The 19,960-nt window shown below is 56.5% G+C and carries 18 protein-coding genes; 17 read left to right on the plus strand and 1 reads right to left on the minus strand.

Annotated elements, in window-relative coordinates; genetic code table 11:
• Positions 1 to 57: 57 nt before the first annotated feature.
• Entirely contained in the window at positions 58 to 1,245 is a 1,188-nt protein-coding gene (gene uxuA, locus QWI16_RS08615; RefSeq protein ID WP_302712399.1) for a mannonate dehydratase, read from the minus strand.
• Positions 1,246 to 1,267: 22 nt separating this feature from the next.
• Here uxuA and QWI16_RS08620 point away from each other — a divergent pair, with 22 nt between their 5' ends.
• The 17 genes from QWI16_RS08620 to dnaE all read left to right on the plus strand — a co-directional run bounded on the left by QWI16_RS08620 (position 1,268) and on the right by dnaE (position 19,954).
• On the plus strand, positions 1,268 to 1,510 hold the full coding sequence (locus tag QWI16_RS08620) for a hypothetical protein (RefSeq protein ID WP_302712400.1): 243 nt from the start codon (positions 1,268 to 1,270) through the stop codon (positions 1,508 to 1,510).
• Positions 1,511 to 1,531: 21 nt separating this feature from the next.
• Entirely contained in the window at positions 1,532 to 2,275 is a 744-nt protein-coding gene (gene rpsB, locus QWI16_RS08625) for a 30S ribosomal protein S2 (protein WP_302712401.1), read from the plus strand.
• A gap of 108 nt (positions 2,276 to 2,383) precedes the next feature.
• Positions 2,384 to 3,253 (plus strand): translation elongation factor Ts, encoded by an 870-nt coding sequence (tsf, locus tag QWI16_RS08630; RefSeq protein ID WP_302712402.1) that lies wholly within the window; start codon positions 2,384 to 2,386, stop codon positions 3,251 to 3,253.
• A 133-nt stretch (positions 3,254 to 3,386) separates the two neighbouring features.
• Entirely contained in the window at positions 3,387 to 4,130 is a 744-nt protein-coding gene (gene pyrH / locus QWI16_RS08635) for a UMP kinase (protein WP_302712403.1), read from the plus strand.
• Positions 4,120 to 4,677: a ribosome recycling factor gene (gene frr, locus QWI16_RS08640; protein WP_302712404.1), complete on the plus strand. Its 558-nt coding sequence runs from the start codon at positions 4,120 to 4,122 to the stop codon at positions 4,675 to 4,677. The genes pyrH and frr overlap by 11 nt, the downstream gene beginning before the upstream one ends.
• Before the next feature lie 158 nt (positions 4,678 to 4,835).
• Positions 4,836 to 5,594, plus strand: coding sequence for a polyprenyl diphosphate synthase (gene uppS / locus QWI16_RS08645; RefSeq protein WP_302712405.1), 759 nt, complete (start codon positions 4,836 to 4,838; stop codon positions 5,592 to 5,594).
• The gene (locus tag QWI16_RS08650; protein WP_302712406.1) at positions 5,587 to 6,432 is read left to right on the plus strand and encodes a phosphatidate cytidylyltransferase; all 846 of its coding nucleotides are present in this window, start codon (positions 5,587 to 5,589) and stop codon (positions 6,430 to 6,432) included. The genes uppS and QWI16_RS08650 overlap by 8 nt, the downstream gene beginning before the upstream one ends.
• 7 nt (positions 6,433 to 6,439) lie before the next feature.
• Positions 6,440 to 7,639, plus strand: a complete 1,200-nt coding sequence (ispC, locus tag QWI16_RS08655) for a 1-deoxy-D-xylulose-5-phosphate reductoisomerase (protein WP_302713161.1) — start codon at positions 6,440 to 6,442, stop codon at positions 7,637 to 7,639.
• Between the two features lie 7 nt (positions 7,640 to 7,646).
• Positions 7,647 to 9,002 carry an RIP metalloprotease RseP gene (gene rseP, locus QWI16_RS08660; protein WP_302712407.1) on the plus strand — a complete coding sequence of 452 codons (1,356 nt, stop codon included), beginning with the start codon at positions 7,647 to 7,649 and terminating at the stop codon, positions 9,000 to 9,002.
• A 93-nt stretch (positions 9,003 to 9,095) separates the two neighbouring features.
• Positions 9,096 to 11,759 (plus strand): outer membrane protein assembly factor BamA, encoded by a 2,664-nt coding sequence (gene bamA, locus QWI16_RS08665; protein ID WP_302712408.1) that lies wholly within the window; start codon positions 9,096 to 9,098, stop codon positions 11,757 to 11,759.
• A gap of 54 nt (positions 11,760 to 11,813) precedes the next feature.
• Positions 11,814 to 12,326, plus strand: coding sequence for an OmpH/Skp family outer membrane protein (locus tag QWI16_RS08670; protein WP_302712409.1), 513 nt, complete (start codon positions 11,814 to 11,816; stop codon positions 12,324 to 12,326).
• A 20-nt stretch (positions 12,327 to 12,346) separates the two neighbouring features.
• A complete protein-coding gene (gene lpxD / locus QWI16_RS08675; RefSeq protein ID WP_302712410.1) occupies positions 12,347 to 13,369 on the plus strand; it encodes a UDP-3-O-(3-hydroxymyristoyl)glucosamine N-acyltransferase in 1,023 nt (340 codons plus the stop codon).
• A 77-nt stretch (positions 13,370 to 13,446) separates the two neighbouring features.
• Positions 13,447 to 13,884 carry a 3-hydroxyacyl-ACP dehydratase FabZ gene (fabZ, locus tag QWI16_RS08680; RefSeq protein ID WP_302712411.1) on the plus strand — a complete coding sequence of 146 codons (438 nt, stop codon included), beginning with the start codon at positions 13,447 to 13,449 and terminating at the stop codon, positions 13,882 to 13,884.
• A 9-nt stretch (positions 13,885 to 13,893) separates the two neighbouring features.
• On the plus strand, positions 13,894 to 14,679 hold the full coding sequence (gene lpxA / locus QWI16_RS08685; protein WP_302713162.1) for an acyl-ACP--UDP-N-acetylglucosamine O-acyltransferase: 786 nt from the start codon (positions 13,894 to 13,896) through the stop codon (positions 14,677 to 14,679).
• Positions 14,680 to 14,688: 9 nt separating this feature from the next.
• Positions 14,689 to 15,837 carry a lipid-A-disaccharide synthase gene (lpxB, locus tag QWI16_RS08690; protein ID WP_302712412.1) on the plus strand — a complete coding sequence of 383 codons (1,149 nt, stop codon included), beginning with the start codon at positions 14,689 to 14,691 and terminating at the stop codon, positions 15,835 to 15,837.
• Complete coding sequence (rnhB, locus tag QWI16_RS08695) at positions 15,834 to 16,442, plus strand: ribonuclease HII (protein WP_302712413.1); 609 nt, start codon at positions 15,834 to 15,836, stop codon at positions 16,440 to 16,442. The genes lpxB and rnhB overlap by 4 nt, the downstream gene beginning before the upstream one ends.
• Positions 16,443 to 16,450: 8 nt before the next feature.
• Complete coding sequence (dnaE, locus tag QWI16_RS08700) at positions 16,451 to 19,954, plus strand: DNA polymerase III subunit alpha (RefSeq protein WP_302712414.1); 3,504 nt, start codon at positions 16,451 to 16,453, stop codon at positions 19,952 to 19,954.
• Positions 19,955 to 19,960: the final 6 nt, after the last annotated feature.

Here is a 19,960-nt window from a genome sequence, read left to right on the forward strand (position 1 = left end):
CCGTTAGTTTAACCGATAGGCGGCCGGGACTACAGCCCGGCCGCTGTTTGGCGGGCGTCAAGCACGCTGCGCCAGGGCCTCAAGTGTATGGATCACGCCGCGCAGCTCCGCCAGTCCGCGCATGCGTCCGGCGTAGGAATAACCAGGGTTGATACCGGCCTTGCCGATTTCATCGCCCATCAGGTGGCCGTGGTCCGGACGCATGGCGATGGGGGGCAGGCTGCTGCCAGAGCTCTTGCGGCGGCGCTCCTCGCTGAGCAGTGCGTCAATCAGCCCCACCATATCGTTGTCGCCGTCCAGGTGATCGGACTCGTAAAAAGAGCCATCGGCCTCGCGCTTGATGTTGCGCAGGTGGACAAAATAGATGTTGTCGCCAAACTCGTGCACCATGCTCACCAGATCGTTGTCGCCTCGTGCGCCGTAGGAGCCGGCGCAGAGGGTCAGTCCATTGGCGGGGCTTTTGGCGGCGGCCAGCAGAGCGCGGGCGTCATCTTGCGTGGAGACCACCCGGGGCAGGCCAAACAGGGAAAACGGCGGATCGTCCGGGTGAATGGCAAGGCGCACACCCACCTCCTCGGCTACGGGTACCACCTCGCGCAAAAAGGCAAAGAGGTTGGCGCGCATGCCCTCATCGCCCAGGGCGATAAACTCGGCAATGGCGGCGCGTATACCCTCTCTGTCGTAGCTGCCCTCACCGCCGGGTAGGCCGGCAATGATGTTTTTCTCCAACAGCTCTTTTTCCTGCGCACTCATGGCTTCCAGCCGTGCTCGAGCACGCTCGAGTACCTCGGGCTGGTAATCTTGTTCGGCGCCGTCGCGCTGCAGGATGTAAACGTCGTAGGCGGCAAAGTCGCTCATCTCAAAGCGCAGGGCCTGAGAGTGGTTGGGCAGGGTGTAAGACAGATTGGTGCGGGTCCAGTCCACCACCGGCATAAAGTTGTAGCAGACATCGTAAACGCCGGCTTCGGCTACGTTTCGCAGCGATTGCTGGTAGTTGGCGATGTGGCGCTGATAGTCGCCGGTGCGGGTCTTGATGTCGTTGTGCAGGGGAATGCTCTCAATCACGCTCCACTCCAGGCCCGCGGCCTCGATCTCGGCTTTTCTGGCACGAATCTCCTCGAGAGGCCATACCTCGCCGGTGGGAATGTGATGCAGTGAGGTGACGATCCCCGTGGCACCCGCCTGGCGGATGTTGGACAGGGTGACGGTATCCTTGGGGCCGAACCAGCGCCAGGTTTCTTTCATAGTGGGCCTCTGTGGGGTAGTCATGGCATGTCGTTATGGCGGTTATCTTAGGGGCGCGCGCCTTGCGGGTAAAGGGTTGTTTGCCCTTCTGGAGTGTGCCGGGCTTTCACTCGAGCTCTTGATGTGGTATAAAGCGCGCCTCCTGCGCAAGTGGTCCGTTTTTTGGCTGGCCCTGGCAGGGTATTTACTTAAACGTCACACATATACCGACACGCTCAGTCTGGGTGCCCGCAAGGGTTGGCTGGTGGGGTATATGGAGGCCTAACCCGATACACAGGAACACACTATGCCTACTGTAAGCATGCGCGATATGCTGCAAGCCGGTGTCCATTTTGGTCACCAAACCCGCTACTGGAACCCAAAGATGGGTCGCTACATCTTTGGTGCTCGCAACAAGATTCATATTATCAACCTTGAGCACACGGTACCGGCGTTCAATGAAACTCTGGAGCTGGTCAAGCAAATGGCCTCCCAGAAAAAGAAAATTCTGTTCGTAGGCACCAAGCGTGCGGCTCAGAAAATTGTTAAAGAGCAAGCCGATCGTGTGGGTATGCCCTACGTTAGTCACCGCTGGTTGGGCGGCATGCTCACCAACTACAAGACCATCCGTGCTTCAATCCGCCGCTACCGCGAGCTGGAAGCCCAGTCTCAGGACGGTACTTTCGCCAAGCTGACCAAAAAAGAAGCTCTGATGCGCACCCGTGATATGGAGAAGCTTGAGCGCTCCATCGGTGGTATCAAGGACATGGGTGGTCTTCCTGACGCGCTGTTCGTTGTCGATGTGGACCACGAGCGTATCGCTGTACAGGAAGCCAATAAGCTGGGCGTGCCTGTGATTGGTGTGGTGGATACCAACTCCGACCCCGATGGCATCGACTATGTTATCCCTGGTAACGATGACGCTATCCGCGCCGTTCGTCTGTACGTGACCGCCATCGCCGACGCCTGCGCCGAAGGCGCCGCTCAAGCGCAAGCCGTACCGAACAAAGACGAGTATGTCGCCGCTGACGGTGAAGCTGCTGCGGAGTAATGCCGCGAGCTTGTAACTTTTAAGCAGTAAAGTGCGACACAAAAGGGGTGGGCCTACCGGTTTGCCCCTTTTTTCAATAGACATCTGGAAAATCGAGAGGACAGATAAATGGCAGCTATCTCTGCTTCACTGGTAAAAGAACTGCGCGAACGCACCGGCCTTGGCATGATGGAATGTAAAAAGGCACTGGCGGAAGTCGATGGCGATATCGATCAGGCCATTGAAAACCTGCGCAAGGCCAGTGGCCTGAAAGCCTCCAAAAAAGCTGGCCGTACCGCCGCCGATGGTGTTGTCAGTGCCAAAGTGGCTGACGACAACAGTTATGCCGTTATCGTTGAAGTTAACAGCGAAACTGATTTTGTGGCGCGTGACGAGGGTTTCCTCGGCTTCGTAAACACTGTCGTCGAGAAGGCTTTTGCCGACAAGCAGCAGGACGTGGCGGCCTTGATGGCCGGTGAGCTGGAATCAGCCCGCGAAGCGCTGGTGCAAAAAATAGGCGAGAACATTGGCGTGCGTCGTGTTGCCCTGATTGAGGGTGGTCTGGTTGACGTTTATGTTCACTCCAACAACCGTATCGCCTCAGCGGTGCAGCTCAGCGGTGGTAGCGCCGAGTTGGCTCGCGATATCGCCATGCACATCGCCGCGGTTAACCCTCAAGTGGTCAAGCCCGAAGATATGCCGGCCGATGTGGTTGAGAAGGAAAAAGAAATCATCCGCGCTCAGCCCGACATGGAAGGCAAGCCCGCCGAAATCGTTGAAAAGATGATGGGTGGGCGGATCAACAAGTTCCTCAAAGAGGGCAGCTTGATTGAGCAACCGTTTGTGAAAAACCCGGAAGTGACCGTTGGCAAACTGGCGAAAGACGCTGGCGCCTCTGTCGAGAGCTTCACCCGCTTTGAAGTGGGCGAGGGCATCGAGAAAGAAGAAACGGATTTTGCTGCCGAAGTCGCCGCCCAGGTGGCTGCTTCCAAAGGCTAAATCCCCGGGGTTTGTACCCCGCGCTCCGGCAATCAGTGCCGGGCACCCCAAAAAAGGAGGCCGGATACCCATCCGGCCTCCTTTTGTTGTAAACTGCCCCCCGTTTTAGCCCCAGCCCTGCAGGAGACCCGCCATGCCCAATTCCCGAGACAAGAAATACAAGCGTATCCTGCTAAAACTCAGCGGTGAAGAGCTCATGGGGGCTGAGGGCTTTGGAATCGATCCCAAGGTGCTGGACAAAATGGCGCTGGAGATTGGCCAGCTGGTGGGCATTGGCGTGCAAGTGGGTCTTGTGATTGGGGGCGGCAATCTCTTTCGGGGGGCCGCCCTGAACGCGGCGGGCCTGGATCGGGTTACCGGGGACCACATGGGTATGCTGGCGACCGTGATGAACGCGCTGGCCATGCGCGATGCCCTTGAGCGCTCCAATATTTCTTCCCGTGTGATGTCGGCCATTCCCATGAGTGGGATCGTCGAACACTACGACCGTCGCCATGCCATACGGTGCCTGAATGCCGGCGAAGTGGTGATTTTTGCTGCAGGCACTGGCAATCCGTTTTTTACCACCGACTCGGCCGCCTGTCTGCGCGGTATTGAGGTCGAGGCGGATATCGTCCTGAAGGCAACAAAGGTGGACGGTGTCTATACGGCCGATCCGATGAAGGTGGCTGATGCCACCAAGTACGAGCGTCTGACCTATGACAAGGTGCTGGAGGAAAAGCTGGGTGTGATGGATTTAACGGCTATTTGTTTATGCCGTGAGCACGAGATGCCGGTTAGGGTGTTTCGTATGAACAAAAGCGGTGCTTTGCTGAACATCGTGGTGGGCAGCAACGAAGGCACTTTGATTGAGGAGGGTAGTCCCCATGCTGAATGATCTGAAAAAAGACGCCGAAGAGAGAATGAAAAAAGCCCTGCAGGCGATGGGCAATAACATGAATAAAATTCGCACCGGGCGCGCTCACCCTAGTCTGCTCGATGGTATTACGGTGTCTTACTACGGGACCGACACGCCCCTGTCGCAAGTGGCCAACGTTATGGTCGAGGACGCGCGCACACTGTCTATCAAGCCCTGGGAAAAGCAACTGGTGCCGGATATCGAAAAAGCTATTATGAAGTCCGATCTGGGGCTCAACCCGTCAACATCTGGTGACAACATCCGCATCCCCCTGCCGGCGCTGACCGAAGAGACCCGCAAAGGCTACATTAAGCAGGCGAAAGCCGAAGCCGAGAATGGTCGGGTGGCGATTCGCAACGTTCGCCGCGATGTACTGTCCGATGTAAAGGCCTTACTCAAAGATAAGGAAATCTCAGAGGATGAAGAGCGCCGTGCACAGGACGATGTGCAGAAAATTACTGACAAGTACGTGGCTGAGGTGGACAAGGTTCTGAGCCAGAAAGAAGAAGAGCTGATGACCGTATAACGGTCTGCCGGCCGTAAAGGCCGGCGTATAAGACGATAAAAAGCCTGTGCGTTTTTCAGTCGTTGCGGGAGCTGCCCAAGTGCCCGGGCTCGCTCCCTGTGCTGACAAGTGAGAGTACGGGACCACCAATGGGCTTGTTTTTTGCCCAGGAGCTTTGAGTGACTGACAGCTTGTTACGTCATATTGCCATCATTATGGACGGCAACAACCGCTGGGCTAAGCAGCGGAGCTTGTCTGGCATTGCCGGTCATCGCGAAGGTGTCGAGCGCATCCGGGATGTGATGGCGGCGTGTCAGGAACTCGGTGTCGAGGTACTGACGCTGTTTGCCTTTAGCAGTGAGAATTGGAAGCGTCCAGCTCGCGAGGTGGACGCCCTGATGTCGCTGTTTCAGGTGTACCTGAAAAAGGAAGCCCGCCTGTTGAAAAAGCGCGGTGTGCGGTTAAAAGTGGTCGGCAGTCGCGAGCGCTTTAGCAAAGCCTTGAACAGCGCCATTGTTGCCGCCGAACAGCTCACCAACGTGCCCGAGGCAAAGACAACACTGGTGATTGCGGCGGATTACGGCGGCCGTTGGGACATTGCCCAGGCTGCAGCGCGGCTGGCCGAAGCGGTGGCCAGTGGTCATCTGCAGGCCAGCGAGATTGACGAGCACCGCTTTGCCGAGTACACCTCTTTGGCGGGTTTGCCCGAGCTTGACCTGCTGATTCGCACCGGTGGCGAACACCGTATCAGTAACTTTGTGCTCTGGCAGGCGGCTTACGCCGAGCTGTACTTTTCTCCCGCGCTCTGGCCTGATTTTAATGGCGATATGCTCAAGGCTGCTGCCGATAATTTCTATCAGCGCCAGCGGCGTTTTGGCCGCACCGCCGAGCAGTGTGCTGAGCCATCACTGGGGCAGGGCGGGAGTTCTCATGCTTAGACAACGGGTGGTAACGGCCCTGATTCTGGCCGCCGTCTTTCTCTCAGTTCTCTTTTTTCTGCCGGTTGCGCTGTTTTCCGCTTTTGTGGCAACCATTGTGCTCATCAGTGCCTGGGAGTGGGCGAACCTCAGTGGTTTTGAAAAAACCTACTCGCGCATTGCCTATGTACTGGCTCTGGCTGTGAGTATCGCTCTGGTGGCGGCCTACGTGGGGCTCCTACCCTTGGACGGCGCGGCCGGGGCGAGCCAGCAGCGTTATCAGAATGTTCTGATGGTGGGTTGCACTTGGTGGGCGTTGGCGCTTTTGTGGGTGCAGGGCTACCCCAGCAGCGCGCTGCTCTGGGGGCGCCGCGCCCTGCGTGCGCTTATGGGTTTTTTCGTCCTCGTGCCCACCTGGGCGGCGTTCAGCTATGTGCGCGCCCATGAGTTCGGGGCCTGGCTCGTGTTGCTGATTGTGTTGGTGGTCGCCAGTGCAGATATCGGAGGCTATTTCGTGGGTCGGCGCTTTGGCCGCCATAAGTTGGCTCCCAAGGTCAGCCCAGGTAAAACCTGGGAGGGCTTTGCCGGCGGTGTCTGCGCCAATCTGTTGCTTTCCGGGCTGCTATGGTTGCTGACCAATAATACCCTGTTGGCGGTCATAGCGCTGGTGGTGCCGACCTCTCTGGTGTCGGTGCTCGGGGACTTGCTGGAAAGCATGCTCAAGCGCGAGCGCGGCATCAAAGACAGCAGCGCCTTGCTGCCGGGCCACGGCGGGGTGTTGGACCGTGTGGACAGTCTGACAGCTGCTGCGCCAGTGTTCGCACTGGCGCTGATTGCGCTTGATATTTCCTTTGGATAATTCTCTCATGCAGCGGGTGACGATTCTCGGCTCGACCGGCTCCATCGGTGTCAGTACGCTGGATGTGCTGAGCCGCCATCGGGATCGATTTGAGCTCTATGCGCTGAGCGCCAGCAGCCGCTGGGAGCCGCTCGCCGAGCAGTGCCTTGAGCACCAACCGCGCTACGCGGTGATGGTTGATCAGGTGAGTGCGCAGAAGCTGCGCGAGCGTCTGGCCGAGGCTGGCTCAAAGGTTGAGGTCTTAAGTGGCAGTGAAGCGCTTTTGGAAGTGGCTGGTGGCACCGAGGTGGATGTGGTGATGGCTGCCATTGTCGGCGCAGCGGGATTGCTGCCAACTTTTGCCGCGGTGGAGGCGGGCAAGCGGGTGTTGCTGGCGAACAAGGAGGTGCTGGTTATGGCTGGCGGCTTGTTTATGCAAACAGCACGGCGCGCGGGCGCCGGAATTCTGCCCATTGACAGTGAGCACAACGCCATTTTTCAGTGCCTGCCCCTGGCGGCTCCCCTGGCCGCGGGTCTGGATCTGACCGCTCTCGGCGTCCGCAAAATTATTCTTACAGCCTCGGGTGGTCCCTTTCGCAACCATTCTTCCGAGTCCCTGGCGGATGTGACTCCGGCCGAGGCCTGTGCCCACCCCAATTGGAGTATGGGGCCGAAAATTTCAGTAGACTCCGCAAGTATGATGAATAAGGGGCTGGAGTTTATCGAGGCCTGCTGGCTCTTCAACGCCCGACCCGATGAGCTTGAGGTGCTGATTCACCCGCAGAGCGTCATTCATTCGCTGGTGGAGTATGTAGATGGCTCGGTGCTCGCTCAGCTGGGCAACCCGGATATGCGAACGCCCATCGCCCACGCGCTCGGATTGCCTGAGCGGTTGCAGTCGGGGGTGGAGCGGCTGGACCTGGTCGCCAGTGCTCGCTTGGATTTTGAGGCGCCGGATCTGTCTCGCTTCCCCTGCTTGGCCTTGGCCATGCAGGCCGCACAGCAGGGGCAGACGGCGCCGGCTGCGCTGAATGCCGCCAACGAAGAGGCCGTGGCGGCTTTTCTGGCGCAACAGCTGAGTTTTACCGATATCCCGCGGGTGATCTCCAAAGTCCTGGAGCGGGTAGACTTCACTGAACCGCGCGATTTAGCCGTTGTCCAACACGCCGACGCAGAGGCCAGGCGCGAAGCGCAGCGCCTTATTGCCAGGCTCGGCTGCCGTACTTGAGGTACCTGTGAACATATTGCAAATGGTCTTTTGGTTTTTTGTGGCGATTCTCGTGCTGGTGACCGTGCACGAGTTTGGTCACTTCTATGTGGCCCGCCGCTGTGGTGTGAAGGTTCTGCGTTTCTCCATTGGCTTTGGCAAGGTGTTGACTAGCTGGCGGGACAAGCAGGGTACGGAGTTTGCGCTCTCGGCCATCCCCCTCGGGGGCTATGTAAAAATGCTGGACGAGCGCGAGGGGACCGTGGCGGAGGACGAGCTGGACCGGGCGTTTAATCGCAAGAGCGTCGGCAAGCGGATCGCCGTGGTACTTGCGGGGCCCCTCGCCAACCTGATTCTGGCGGTGTTGATTTTCTGGTTGCTGTTTGCCGTGAGTGGCGAGCGGGGGCTGGCCCCCATTATAGGTAAGGTAGAGCCGGGCTCGGTGGCCGCGGCTGCCAACCTTGAGCCGCGCCAGGAAATTCTTGCCGTCGACGGCGTGAGCACGCCCTCCTGGCAGGCAGTGCAGAAGCAATTGTTGCGACGCCTGGGTGAGAGTGGCCCGCTCACCTTTACCGTAAGCTACCCGAATTCGAGCCTGCGTTACCAGTCTGAGGTTGAGCTCGACGGCTGGCTGCGCGGCGTGGGCGATCCCGACCCGTTGCAGGGGCTGGGCGTCAGACCTTATATTCCGGAGTTGCCGCCCATCGCCGGTGAGGTTGTGGCCGGCAGCCCGGCAGAGCGCGCCGGGCTACAGTCTGGCGATGTGATTGTCGAGGCCGATGGTCAGCCGATTAGCAGCGCTCAGCAATGGATTGATTACGTGAAACCGCGACCTGGGACCAGCATTAACCTGGTGGTGGAGCGCGGAGGCGAGCGCCGCGAGCTTGCCATTACCCCGGAGCGAATCCTCGGTGAGGACGAGCCCTTTGGCCGGGTGGGTATGGGTTTCGCCGCCTATGAGTGGCCCGAAGAGCTGATACGCCAGTGGAGTTATTCCCCGGTTTCGGGGTTTGTCGCGGCTGTGGACCGCACATGGGAAACTTCTGCCTTTGTTCTGTTGTCAGTTAAGAAGCTGATTTTTGGGGAAATTTCCACAAAGAACTTGAGCGGAGCCATCACCATTGCTAAGGTTGCGGGTTCTGAAGCCGAGAACGGCTGGCGCAGCTTTTTGCGGTTTCTGGCGGCGCTAAGTGTGATGCTGGGGGTCTTTAATCTACTGCCCATCCCCGTGCTGGATGGTGGTCATTTAATGTACTACCTCGCCGAGTTGGTCAAGGGCAAGCCGGTATCAGAAAAAGTGCAGGTGGTGGGCTACCAGCTTGGATTGATGATGGTGGTAGGCCTGACGGTACTGGCACTCTACAACGACATCATGAGGCTCTAACCCTGAAGGAAAAGCAGCGCTGCCAGGAGGACCTGGTGGCAGGTGGGCGTTGTGTTTGTGCAAACTCGATAATCCAAAAATAGAACGAATTATATGATGCAAGTTTTCTCGCGACTGTTCGGCCTGGTTTTTGCCGTTTCTTTGTCTCTGGCCGTTCACGCGCAAACCTTCCGGGTCAATGACATCCGAGTAGAAGGCCTGCAACGGGTTTCCGCCGGTACTGTCTTCAGCGCTCTGCCGATTCGGGTGGGCGACACCCTGACCGATCTCGATATTCAAAAAGCCACTCGCGAATTGTTTAAAGTCGGCTTGTTCACCGATGTTTCCATTGGCCGCGATGGCGATGTGCTGGTGTTGATCATTAAAGAGCGTCCCGCCATTAACGAGATCGTTATTGAAGGCAATAAAGTCATCAAAACCGAGCAGTTGATGGAAAGTTTGACCGACAACGGTTTGTCCGAAGGTCAGATTTACCAGAGCGCCACGTTGAACATGATCAGCCAGGCGCTGGAGCGCGAATACATCGGCCAGGGGCGTTACGGGGCGTCGGTGGATATCGAGATTGAAGACTTGCCGCGCAACCAGGTCAAAGTGCTGGTGACCATCGATGAAGGTGAAACCGCCCGGATTAAAAAAATCAATATTGTCGGTAACAAGGCTTTTGACAACGAAGAGCTGCTTGATCTGTTTGAGCTGCAGACCACTGGCTGGTTCTCCTGGATCACTGGCGATGACAAATACAACCGCGAAAAACTGACAGGCGATATCGAGCGCGTCGAATCCTACTACCTCGACCGGGGTTATCTGGCGTTCAGTCTTGATTCTACCCAGGTATCTCTGAGCCCGGACAAATCCAAGGTCTTTATCACCTTGAACGTCACGGAAGGCGACGTTTATACCGTCAGCGAGGTGAGCCTCGCCGGTGATCCGGCCATTGATGAGCGCTTTATTCGCCGTCTGATTTTGATGCGCGAGGGGCAGACCTTCTCGCAAACACTGATGACCACTTCCTCGGAATACATCACCAACCGGCTGGGTAACGAAGGTTATACCTTTGCTGAGGTCGAGGGCATCCCCGAGCGCGACGACGAAGACAAAACGGTTAAAGTGACCTTCTTTATCGATCCGAAAAAACGGGCTTACGTCCGGCGCATCAATTTCCGCGGCAACACCAGTACCAAGGACAATGTCTTGCGCCGGGAGATGCGGCAGATGGAAGGTGGTGCGGCATCCACCGCGCAAATCGAGCACTCCAAGGTGCGTTTGGAGCGTTTGGGTTTCTTTAAGGAAGTCACCGTAGACACCGTTGAAGTGCCAGGCGTGGCCGACCAAGTTGACGTGGACTTTACCGTGGAAGAGCAGCCCTCAGGCAGTATGGGCCTGCAGGTCGGCTATGCCGAATACTCGGGTCTGCTGCTGTCGGGCAATATCCAGCAGAACAACTGGTTTGGTACCGGTAAGCAGGTGGGCATCTCTGCCAGCCATTCGCGCTATCAAACCGCCTACAACTTTACCTATAACGACCCGTATTTTACCCCCGATGGCGTGAGCCGGGGCTTTAGCGTCTATTACCAAAGCAGTGACTATGCTCGTATCAACGTTGCCGGTTACAGTACGGATATCTTTGGCGGTAACGTGAGTTTTGGCTACCCCATTTCGGACGTGGAGCGCCTGAGCTTTGATGTAGGCTTTCGCAACCTCGAGGTCAAACCGAGCCAGTATTCGGTGCGCGAAATCATCAATACGCCGCTGTATCCGGCCAACGCGGGTTATATCACTCAGAGCGAGTACCTCGAGATTCGGGAGCAGGATGCTACAGGGAACGACTATCCTACCGTGCCCTATGATCCCTCGCCGATTCCGAGTCTGGAAAATGACGTAAACGGTATTCGTGGTGAGCCCGGCTTTCTCGATGTGCACGGCACTGAGTTTCATGATTTTGTCGCCAATGCCGCCTGGGCCAAGTCCACGCTCAACCGCGGTATTCTCGCTACCCGCGGCGCCTCTCAGCGCTTGGGGGTAGAGGTGGCGCTGCCAGGTGGGGATCTGGAGTACTACAAGCTGACCTACGATGCGCAAATTTTCCAGCCGCTGACTCGCCACTTGACCCTGCGCCTGCGAACCAGCCTGGGTTGGGCCGACTCCTACGGTAAAACCGAAGAGCTGCCCTTTTTCGAGCACTACTACGCCGGTGGCTTTGGCTCGGTGCGCGGTTTTGAGCGCAACAGCCTCGGCCCCCGTGGTACTTACCCCGAGGGAGCCTTCCGTCCAGCGCTTATCTGGGATGACCTCGATGGCGATGGGGAAAAAGATGAAGGCGAGCAATCTGCCCCCTATGGCATCCTGTGCGAAGATCCAGAGCTCGGCGGTTACAACCCCTTTCAGGTGAGCTGTCGCCCCGGCGAGCTGATGACCACTCTGCAACAGCAGGTGACTGACCAGAGCCGCTCGTTCGGCGGCAATTTCCTGGTGGAAACCAGCATGGAAGTCATCTTCCCGCTGCCCTTTATTGAAGATCAGCGCTCCTTCCAGGCGGCATTTTTCATCGATGCGGGTAATGTTTTCGATACAAGCTGTAGTTCTACCCAAGTTAACTGTTATGATTTCGCCCTCGATCGTATGAGCATCGCGGCCGGACTGGGTTTGACGTGGATTTCCACCTTCGGGCCCATGACCTTCTCCGTTTCCGAGGCCTTACAGAAAAACGAGTTTGATGACGAGAAGGGCTTCAACTTCTCTCTGGGCCGTACCTTTTAATTGGTTTCGGTTAGCCAGACGGTTTAATACACGATAATGAAAGAGGAATAGGTAGTGAATATTGTTAAGAAGATCCTGCTGGCCGCCACCTTTGCCGCTGTAAGTTCTGGAGCCATGGCTGCAGAGAAAATTGTTACTCTGGATATGCAGGCCGCTATGCTGGGCACTGACGTGGCCAAGAAAAGCGTTGAAGATCTGCAGAAAAACGCCGAATTTACCGCCTTGCGCGCCAAGGTAGAGAGCCTGGTCGCCGACATCAAAGCCCTGCAGGAAACTGCCGAGAAAGACGGCATGACCTGGTCAGAGGACAAATTGGCTGAACACCGCAAGAAAATCGAATACTTGCGCGCCGATTATGAGCTGGCGACCAAGAAAATGCAGGCCGAGCAGCAGCAGGTGCTGCAGCGTGTGCAACAGCAATTGACGCCCAAGGTTCGCCCGGTATTGGAAAAGCTGATTGAAGAGGAAAAAATTGGCATGATCATCAATGCTCAGTCAGTGTTCCACGCGGATGCGGATCACGATATTACCGCCAAGCTGATTGAGCGCTTGAACAAAGCCAAGTAAGCGACCTGTGGATAGAATGAGTGACTAGTATAACGCTCCGCGAACTGGCGGACTCTCTTGGTGCTCGACTTGAAGGCAATGCCGGTTTAACCATAACCGGCATTGCTGGTTTGGCGACTGCCAAAATCAGCGACATCAGCTTTCTCGCCAATAAGGCGTATGCCAAGCTGCTGGAGCAGACCCAGGCCGGGGCCGTGATTCTGCGCGAGACTGAAGCGCACCTGTTCTCGGGCAGCAAGCTGATCGTGGAAGACCCCTATCTGTGCTATGCCCGCTTGAGCCGGCATTTTGATGCCTCTTACGATCATGTCTCCGGTATTCATCCAACTGCGGTGATTGATGGAAAAGCCGAGGTCGGACAAAACGTCAGTATCGGCCCCTATGTTGTTATTGGGCGTGGGGCGGTGATTGGCGATGAGGTCTCTATTGGCTCGGGCACCAGCATTGGCGAAGGCACAATCGTCGGTAATCGAACGCGGTTGGCGGCTAACGTCACTGTCTATCATGGCGTTTTTATCGGCGAGGATTGCGTGGTGCACAGTGCCACGGTGATCGGTGCTGATGGCTTTGGGTTTGCCCCCGACCGCGAAAACGGCGGTTGGTGCAAAATTCATCAACTCGGCGGGGTGCGTATTGGTAACCGGGTTGAAATTGGTGCGTCTACAGCGATTGATCGCGGGGCGCTGGAAGACACGGTGATCGAAGACGGCGTTATTATCGATAACCAGGTGCACATCGCCCACAACTGTCATATCGGCGAAAATACCGCCATTGCGGCCAACTGCGGCATTGCCGGTAGCACCCGGATCGGGCGCAACTGCACTATGGCGGGTGCCGTGGGCATTGTTGGCCACATTGAAATCACCGACAATGTTCATTTTACCGGTATGAGCATGGTCACCAAGTCGGTCAGTGAACCGGGCAGTTATTCCTCTGGCACCAGCGCCGTGCCCACCCGGGAGTGGCGCAAAAATGCGGTACGTTTTAACCAGCTGAACGATCTCGCGACGCGCCTGAAAGCGCTTGAAAGCAAACACAACTAATCGATATCACAATGCTCAGCAGCGATTACGCTGAGCACTATAACAGCGCACATGGCGCAAAAAAGGCCACAAAGCAAATGATGGACGTAAACGAAATTAGGCAATACCTTCCGCACCGTTACCCGTTTCTGTTGGTGGACAGAGTGGTAGAACTGGTCGAGGGAGAATCGATTGTTGCCTACAAGAATATATCGGTGAACGAGGACGTCTTTAACGGTCACTTCCCCGACTTCCCGGTATTCCCCGGTGTGTTAATTCTTGAAGCGCTGGCGCAGGCGTCGGGCATCCTCGGTTTTAAAACCATGGATAAAAAGCCGCAGGATGGCTCAATTTACCTGTTTGCTGGGATAGATGACGTGCGTTTCAAGCGCCAGGTAATTCCGGGTGATCGCTTGCAGCTGGAGTCACAGGTGATTTCCTCCAAGCGTGGTATTTGGAAGTTTGCCTGTAAGGCGACAGTGGAAGGTGAGCTGGTTGCCTCGGCGACCATTCTCTGCGCTGATCGCAAGATATAATCGATCCGGATAGGGGCCAGGCCTTTGATTGATCCTCAAGCGATTGTTCACCCGGATGCCAAGGTGGCCGATGATGTCAGCATCGGCCCTTGGACGACAATCGGTCCCGATGTTGAAATCGGACCCGGATGTGTTATTGCCTCTCATGTTGTCATAAAGGGTCCGACCGTTATCGGGGCCAACAATCAGATATATCAATTTTCGTCGGTGGGTGAAGATACGCCCGATTTGAAATACAAGGGCGAACCCACACGCCTGGTGATTGGTGATAACAACATCATTCGCGAAGGGGTGACCATCCATCGCGGTACGGTACAGGACCGCTCCGAAACGACCATCGGTAGTCATAACCTGATCATGGCCTACGTGCATATTGGCCACGACAGCGTATTGGGTGATCACTGTATTTTGGTGAACAACGCCGCCTTGGCCGGTCACGTAGTGATTGGCGATTGGGCCATTCTCAGTGGCTTTACTCTGGTGCATCAGTTCTGCAGCATCGGCGCGCACAGCTTTACCGGTATGGGTAGCGCTGTCGGCAAGGACGTACCCGCTTTTGTTATGGTTAATGGGGCCCCGGCGGCGGCGAAAAGCATTAACTCCGAAGGTTTGCGCCGACGCGGCTACACCAAAGATCAGGTGGCGGCCATTAATCGGGCTTTCAAGATCATTTATCGCCGGGGTTTGACGGTTGATGAAGCGCTTGCACAGCTGGCAGTACTGGCCGAAGAGCAGCCCGTTGTTAACCTGATGATCGATTCTCTAAAAAGCTCCAAGCGCGGCATTGTCCGCTGACAACCGCTTATGAGCCAGGTCATTCGTATAGGCATAGTCGCTGGTGAAGCCTCCGGCGATATTCTCGGCGCCGGACTGATCCGGGCTTTGAAAAAGCGCTACGATCATATTGAATTTTCCGGGATTGGCGGCCCTCTCATGTTGGCTGAGGGCTTTCATTCGTTTTTTCCGCAAGATCGCCTGGCGGTGATGGGGCTTATAGAGCCTTTAAAGCGGCTTCCGGAACTGCTGCGCATACGGCGATTTCTGACCGAGCACTTTTCCGAGCAGCAGCCAGATGTCTTTATTGGCATAGACTCGCCTGATTTCAATCTGACCCTTGAAGAAAAGCTAAAAAAAGCTGGGGTAAAGACGGCACACTACGTCAGCCCGTCCATCTGGGCCTGGCGTCAGGGGCGAATAAAGAAAATTAAGCGCGCCGTGGGTGTAATGCTGAATATTTTGCCTTTCGAGACGGCTCTTTATGAGTCGCATCAAGTGGCCGCTATTTTTGTCGGCCACCCGCTGGCTGATGAGATACCTCTTGAGGTGGATAAACTCGCCGCGCGGCAAGCGTTGGAACTGGAGACTCAGGCGCCGACGGTAGCGATTATGCCAGGCAGCCGGCACTCTGAAGTCGAGCGCCTGGGTCCCGTGTTTTTTGCAGCAGCTCGCCGGATGTTGGCGCAACGACCGGGTCTCAAATTTGTTGTGCCAGCCGCTAGTGGTCAGCGCTACCAACAAATCCATCAGCAGCTGGGCGCGTTTAGTGATCTGCCTGTTCGTTTAATCAGCGGGCGATCCCAGGATGTGATGGCCGCTGCCGATGTGGTGCTGCTCGCCTCTGGCACCACGGCGCTTGAGGCGATGCTGTTGAAAAAACCTATGGTCGTCAGCTACAAGATGGCGTGGTTGTCGTTTCAAATTATGAAAGCTATGGCGCTGGTGCGTTTTGTCTCGCTGCCGAATTTGCTGAAAGACGAACTGATCGTGCCGGAGCTGTTACAGGGCGATGCCACTGAACAGGGTATTAGTGATGCGGTCCTCGAGTTCTTTGCCAAACCCGCAAAAGCCGAGGCCCTGAAGACTGTGTTCCTTGAGTTGCATGAACAATTGCGTTGCGGGGCGAATGAGCGGGCCGCCGATGGTTTGGTCGCCCTGATGGAGAACAGGCTATGAACGAGCCTTTTGTCAGTGTCTACACCGGCAGCCTAATGGCAGGGGTGGACGAAGTGGGGCGGGGACCTTTGGCCGGCGATGTTGTTGCCGCTGCGGTTATTCTCGACCCTTTGCGCCCTGTTGACGGACTTGCTGATTCCAAAAAATTGACTGAAAAGCGCCGGGAAAGTCTCTTTGCCGAAATTTGCGATAAGGCGTTGAGCTATTGCATTGCCCGTGCGAGTGTCGCTGAAATAGATCGGATTAATATTCTGCAGGCCAGCTTGTTAGCAATGACTCGCGCGGTCGATGGCCTGTCGGTCTCGCCCGAGCACGTGCTGGTCGATGGCAACAAAATACCCCGGTGGCGTTACGCCGCTGAGGCGGTTGTCAAGGGAGACAGTCGGGTGGCTGCGATCAGCGCCGCTTCAATTTTGGCCAAAGTTACCCGTGATCGGGAAATGGTTGATCTGGATTCGCAGTATCCGGGCTACGGTCTGGCGGGTCATAAAGGGTATCCGACCAAGTCGCACCTCGAAGCGCTGGCGCGCCTCGGTGCGAGCCCGGTGCATCGCACTTCTTTTGGCCCGGTAAAACGCCAGCTTGAACAACTCGAGATCTTCTAGCAACGCTTATGACGGCACAATTTGTTCACTTACGCCTGCACACTGAATACTCTCTGTCCGACAGTGTGATTCGGATTAAACCGCTGGCGGCCCGGTTGGTGGAGTTGGGCATGCCGGCCTGCGCGATTACCGATCAAACCAACTTCTACGGCCTGATCAAGTTTTATAAAACCATGCAAGGGCAGGGTATCAAGCCGATTGTTGGCAGTGATTTTTTGATCGCCGGGGCGGACAGTGAATCCAAACCGACCCTGATCACGCTGCTGGCGATGAACGATCGCGGCTACAAGAATATTATCGCTCTTATTTCGCGGGCCTACCAGCAGGGGCAGCAGCAAGGCATTGCCTATATCCAGCGAGATTGGATCGGCGAAGCCGCCGATGGAGTGATTGCTCTGTCGGGTGGTCGCCTCGGCGATGTTGGCATGGCATTGCTGGCGGGCCGAAAATCCCAGGCAAGAGAAGAGCTCGAACGCTGGATGAGGGAGTTCCCCGGTCGTTTCTATCTCGAGCTGCAGCGCACAGGCCGTGAATACGAAGAGAGCTATCTGCACGAAGCCGTCGCGCTGGCGAGTGAGTGCGCCTGCCCGGTCGTGGCGACCAACGATGTGCGCTTTCTCCAGCAAGACGACTTTGAGGTACATGAAGCGCGGGTGTGTATTGCCGATGGCCGCACGCTGGATGATCCACGCCGTGAACGCCGGTACAGCGATCAACAGTATTTGCGCAGCGCAGAAGAGATGGCCGAGCTGTTTAGCGATATACCCGAGGCGCTCGAAAATTCCGTAGAGCTTGCCAAGCGCTGCACGGTCAATATCCATTTGGGCGAGTATTTCCTACCCCAGTACCCCATTCCGGAAGGCATGACGGAAAACGATTTTTTCGAGAAGGTCTGTTTCGAGGGGCTGTATAACCGTTTGGAAAAAATTCTCGACGCCAATGCAGAATACTACGCTGACAAGCGTAAAGCCTATGAACAGCGTTTGCGTTTTGAGCTGGACATCATTCTGCAGATGGGGTTTCCCGGCTACTTCCTGATCGTTATGGACTTTATTCAGTGGGCCAAGGACAACGGCATACCGGTCGGACCAGGCCGTGGCTCGGGCGCGGGCTCACTGGTGGCCTATTCGCTGAAAATTACCGATCTGGACCCGTTGCAGTACGACTTGCTGTTCGAGCGGTTTCTCAACCCCGAGCGGGTGTCCATGCCAGATTTCGATGTGGATTTCTGCATGGAAAACCGCGACCGGGTGATCAATTACGTGGCCGAAGCCTATGGGCGCGAGGCGGTCAGCCAGATTATTACCTTCGGTACCATGGCTGCGAAGGCGGTGGTTCGGGATGTGGCTCGGGTGTTGGGTAAGTCCTACGGCCTGGCCGATAAACTGTCCAAACTGATTCCGCCCACCCCGGGTATGACACTCAAGCAGGCACTCGAAGAAGTCGAGTTGCTGCGTGAAATGCTGGAGACCGACGGCGATGCCCAGGAAATCTGGGAAATGGCCGTCAAGCTGGAAGGTCTGACGCGCAACGTTGGTAAACACGCCGGGGGCGTGGTGATTGCGCCCAATAAACTGACGGATTTTTCTCCGCTGTACTGCGATGAGTCGGGCAAGGGCTTGGTCACTCAGTACGATAAAAACGATGTGGAAGAGGCCGGTCTGGTTAAGTTTGACTTTCTCGGTTTGCGCACCCTGACCATTATTGACTGGGCGATTGAGATGATTAACGCCCAACGCAGTAAGACAGGTGATGCGCCTCTGGATATCACTGAAATCGATCTGGAAGACGCTGAAACCTTCGCCCTGCTCAAGCGGGCCGAAACCACCGCGGTTTTTCAGCTTGAGTCGCGCGGTATGAAAGATTTGATCAAGCGCCTCAAGCCGGACAACCTCGAAGACATGATCGCTTTGGTGGCGCTTTTTCGCCCCGGCCCGCTCGACTCGGGAATGGTCACCGACTTTGTTAACCGCAAGCACGGGAAGGCCGAGGTGGCTTATCCCGATGCCAAATATCAGCACAAGAGCCTTGAGCCCATTCTCAAGCCCACCTACGGCGTTATTGTGTACCAGGAACAGGTTATGCAGATCGCCCAGGAGTTGGCGGGCTATAGCCTCGGCGGGGCAGACCTTTTGCGCCGTGCCATGGGTAAGAAAAAGCCGGAGGAGATGGCCAAGCAGCGGGAGATTTTTGCCGCCGGCGCCAAGGGTAAAAACATTGACCCCGAACTGGCGATGAAGATTTTTGATCTGGTGGAAAAGTTCGCCGGTTACGGGTTTAACAAATCGCACTCTGCCGCTTACGCACTGGTGTCTTATCAGACGGCCTGGCTCAAGGCGCATTATCCGGCGCATTTCATGGCGGCCACCATGAGTTCGGATATGGACAAAACCGATAAGGTGGTGACCTTTATCGAAGAGTGTCGCAACATGGGGCTGACACTTCTGCCGCCGGATGTTAACCGCGGTGAGCTCAAATTTACGGTAGATGAAAACAACAATGTCATCTACGGCCTGGGCGCCATCAAAGGGCTGGGAGAAGGCCCTGTTGACAGTATTATTGCCGCGCGAGAGAAGGGCGGCCCCTTTAAAGATTTGTTTGATTTTTGCGCTCGGGTTGATCCGCGCAAGGTCAACAAGCGCGCGCTGGAAGCGCTGATTCGCTCCGGCGCTGCCGACAGCCTCGGCCCCGCACGCGACCTCGATGCCGACCGGGCGGTGATGTTTGCCGCCATTACCGAGGCGGTAAAGGCCGCCGAGCAGAGTGCGGCCAACGCCAGCGCGGGCATGGTTGATCTGTTTGGCGATGTGGTGCCAAGTGCGCAATCGGCTGAGGATGCCTATCGCGAGTTCAGCCGCGTGCGTCCCTGGTCGATGAAAGAGCGCCTGCAGGCGGAAAACGATACGCTCGGTCTCTACCTGACTGGCCACCCGATCGATGAGTACGAGCATGAAATCAATCATCTGGTGTCGACGCGCATTGCCAATCTGACGCCGGACAAAAACTCTCAGCGCATTGGCGGTTTGGTGGTAGCCTCCCGAACCATGAAAACCAAGCGTGGGGATACCATGGCATTTATCACCCTGGACGATCGAACCGGGCGCATTGAAATCGCGGTATTTGCCGACACTTTTAATGAGTGCCGGGAGTTGCTGGTCAAGGATGCTCTGCTGTTAGTGGAAGGGCAGGTCAGCCACGACGACTATAACAATGCCCTGAAAATGCGCGCCGATGCGGTACGCAATCTGGCCGAGGTGCGTCAGGAAAAAGCTCGCGCCCTTCGTCTGGTGCTCAACGCCGGTGAGCTGGGCGCAGGCCTGGGCGCTCGTTTAAAAGATTGCCTTGAGCCCTACCGCGATGGGCGTTGCCCAATCGTCATCGATTACCTGCGCTCCGATGCCCGCTGCCAGTTGACCCTTGGCCAGGAGTGGAGTGTTAGACCTGAAGATGAATTGCTCCAGCGCCTGCGCCATGACTTTGGCCTGGGTAGCGTCAAGCTGCAATACGGCTAAATGGGG

Source organism: Gilvimarinus algae (genome assembly GCF_030518215.1).
GTDB lineage: Bacteria > Pseudomonadota > Gammaproteobacteria > Pseudomonadales > Cellvibrionaceae > Gilvimarinus > Gilvimarinus algae.

Excerpts from the sequence above, each read along its gene's own strand:
- uxuA (WP_302712399.1), bottom strand. The coding sequence starts at position 1,245 with ATGAAAGAAACCTGGCGCTGGTTCGGCCCCAAGGATACCGTCACCCTG.
- lpxB (WP_302712412.1), top strand. The coding sequence starts at position 14,689 with ATGAGCCAGGTCATTCGTATAGGCATAGTCGCTGGTGAAGCCTCCGGC.
- rnhB (WP_302712413.1), top strand. The coding sequence starts at position 15,834 with ATGAACGAGCCTTTTGTCAGTGTCTACACCGGCAGCCTAATGGCAGGG.
- bamA (WP_302712408.1), top strand. The coding sequence starts at position 9,096 with ATGATGCAAGTTTTCTCGCGACTGTTCGGCCTGGTTTTTGCCGTTTCT.
- pyrH (WP_302712403.1), top strand. The coding sequence starts at position 3,387 with ATGCCCAATTCCCGAGACAAGAAATACAAGCGTATCCTGCTAAAACTC.
- tsf (WP_302712402.1), top strand. The coding sequence starts at position 2,384 with ATGGCAGCTATCTCTGCTTCACTGGTAAAAGAACTGCGCGAACGCACC.
- dnaE (WP_302712414.1), top strand. The coding sequence starts at position 16,451 with ATGACGGCACAATTTGTTCACTTACGCCTGCACACTGAATACTCTCTG.
- frr (WP_302712404.1), top strand. The coding sequence starts at position 4,120 with ATGCTGAATGATCTGAAAAAAGACGCCGAAGAGAGAATGAAAAAAGCC.
- QWI16_RS08650 (WP_302712406.1), top strand. The coding sequence starts at position 5,587 with ATGCTTAGACAACGGGTGGTAACGGCCCTGATTCTGGCCGCCGTCTTT.
- fabZ (WP_302712411.1), top strand. The coding sequence starts at position 13,447 with ATGATGGACGTAAACGAAATTAGGCAATACCTTCCGCACCGTTACCCG.
- ispC (WP_302713161.1), top strand. The coding sequence starts at position 6,440 with ATGCAGCGGGTGACGATTCTCGGCTCGACCGGCTCCATCGGTGTCAGT.
- rpsB (WP_302712401.1), top strand. The coding sequence starts at position 1,532 with ATGCCTACTGTAAGCATGCGCGATATGCTGCAAGCCGGTGTCCATTTT.
- QWI16_RS08620 (WP_302712400.1), top strand. The coding sequence starts at position 1,268 with ATGGCATGTCGTTATGGCGGTTATCTTAGGGGCGCGCGCCTTGCGGGT.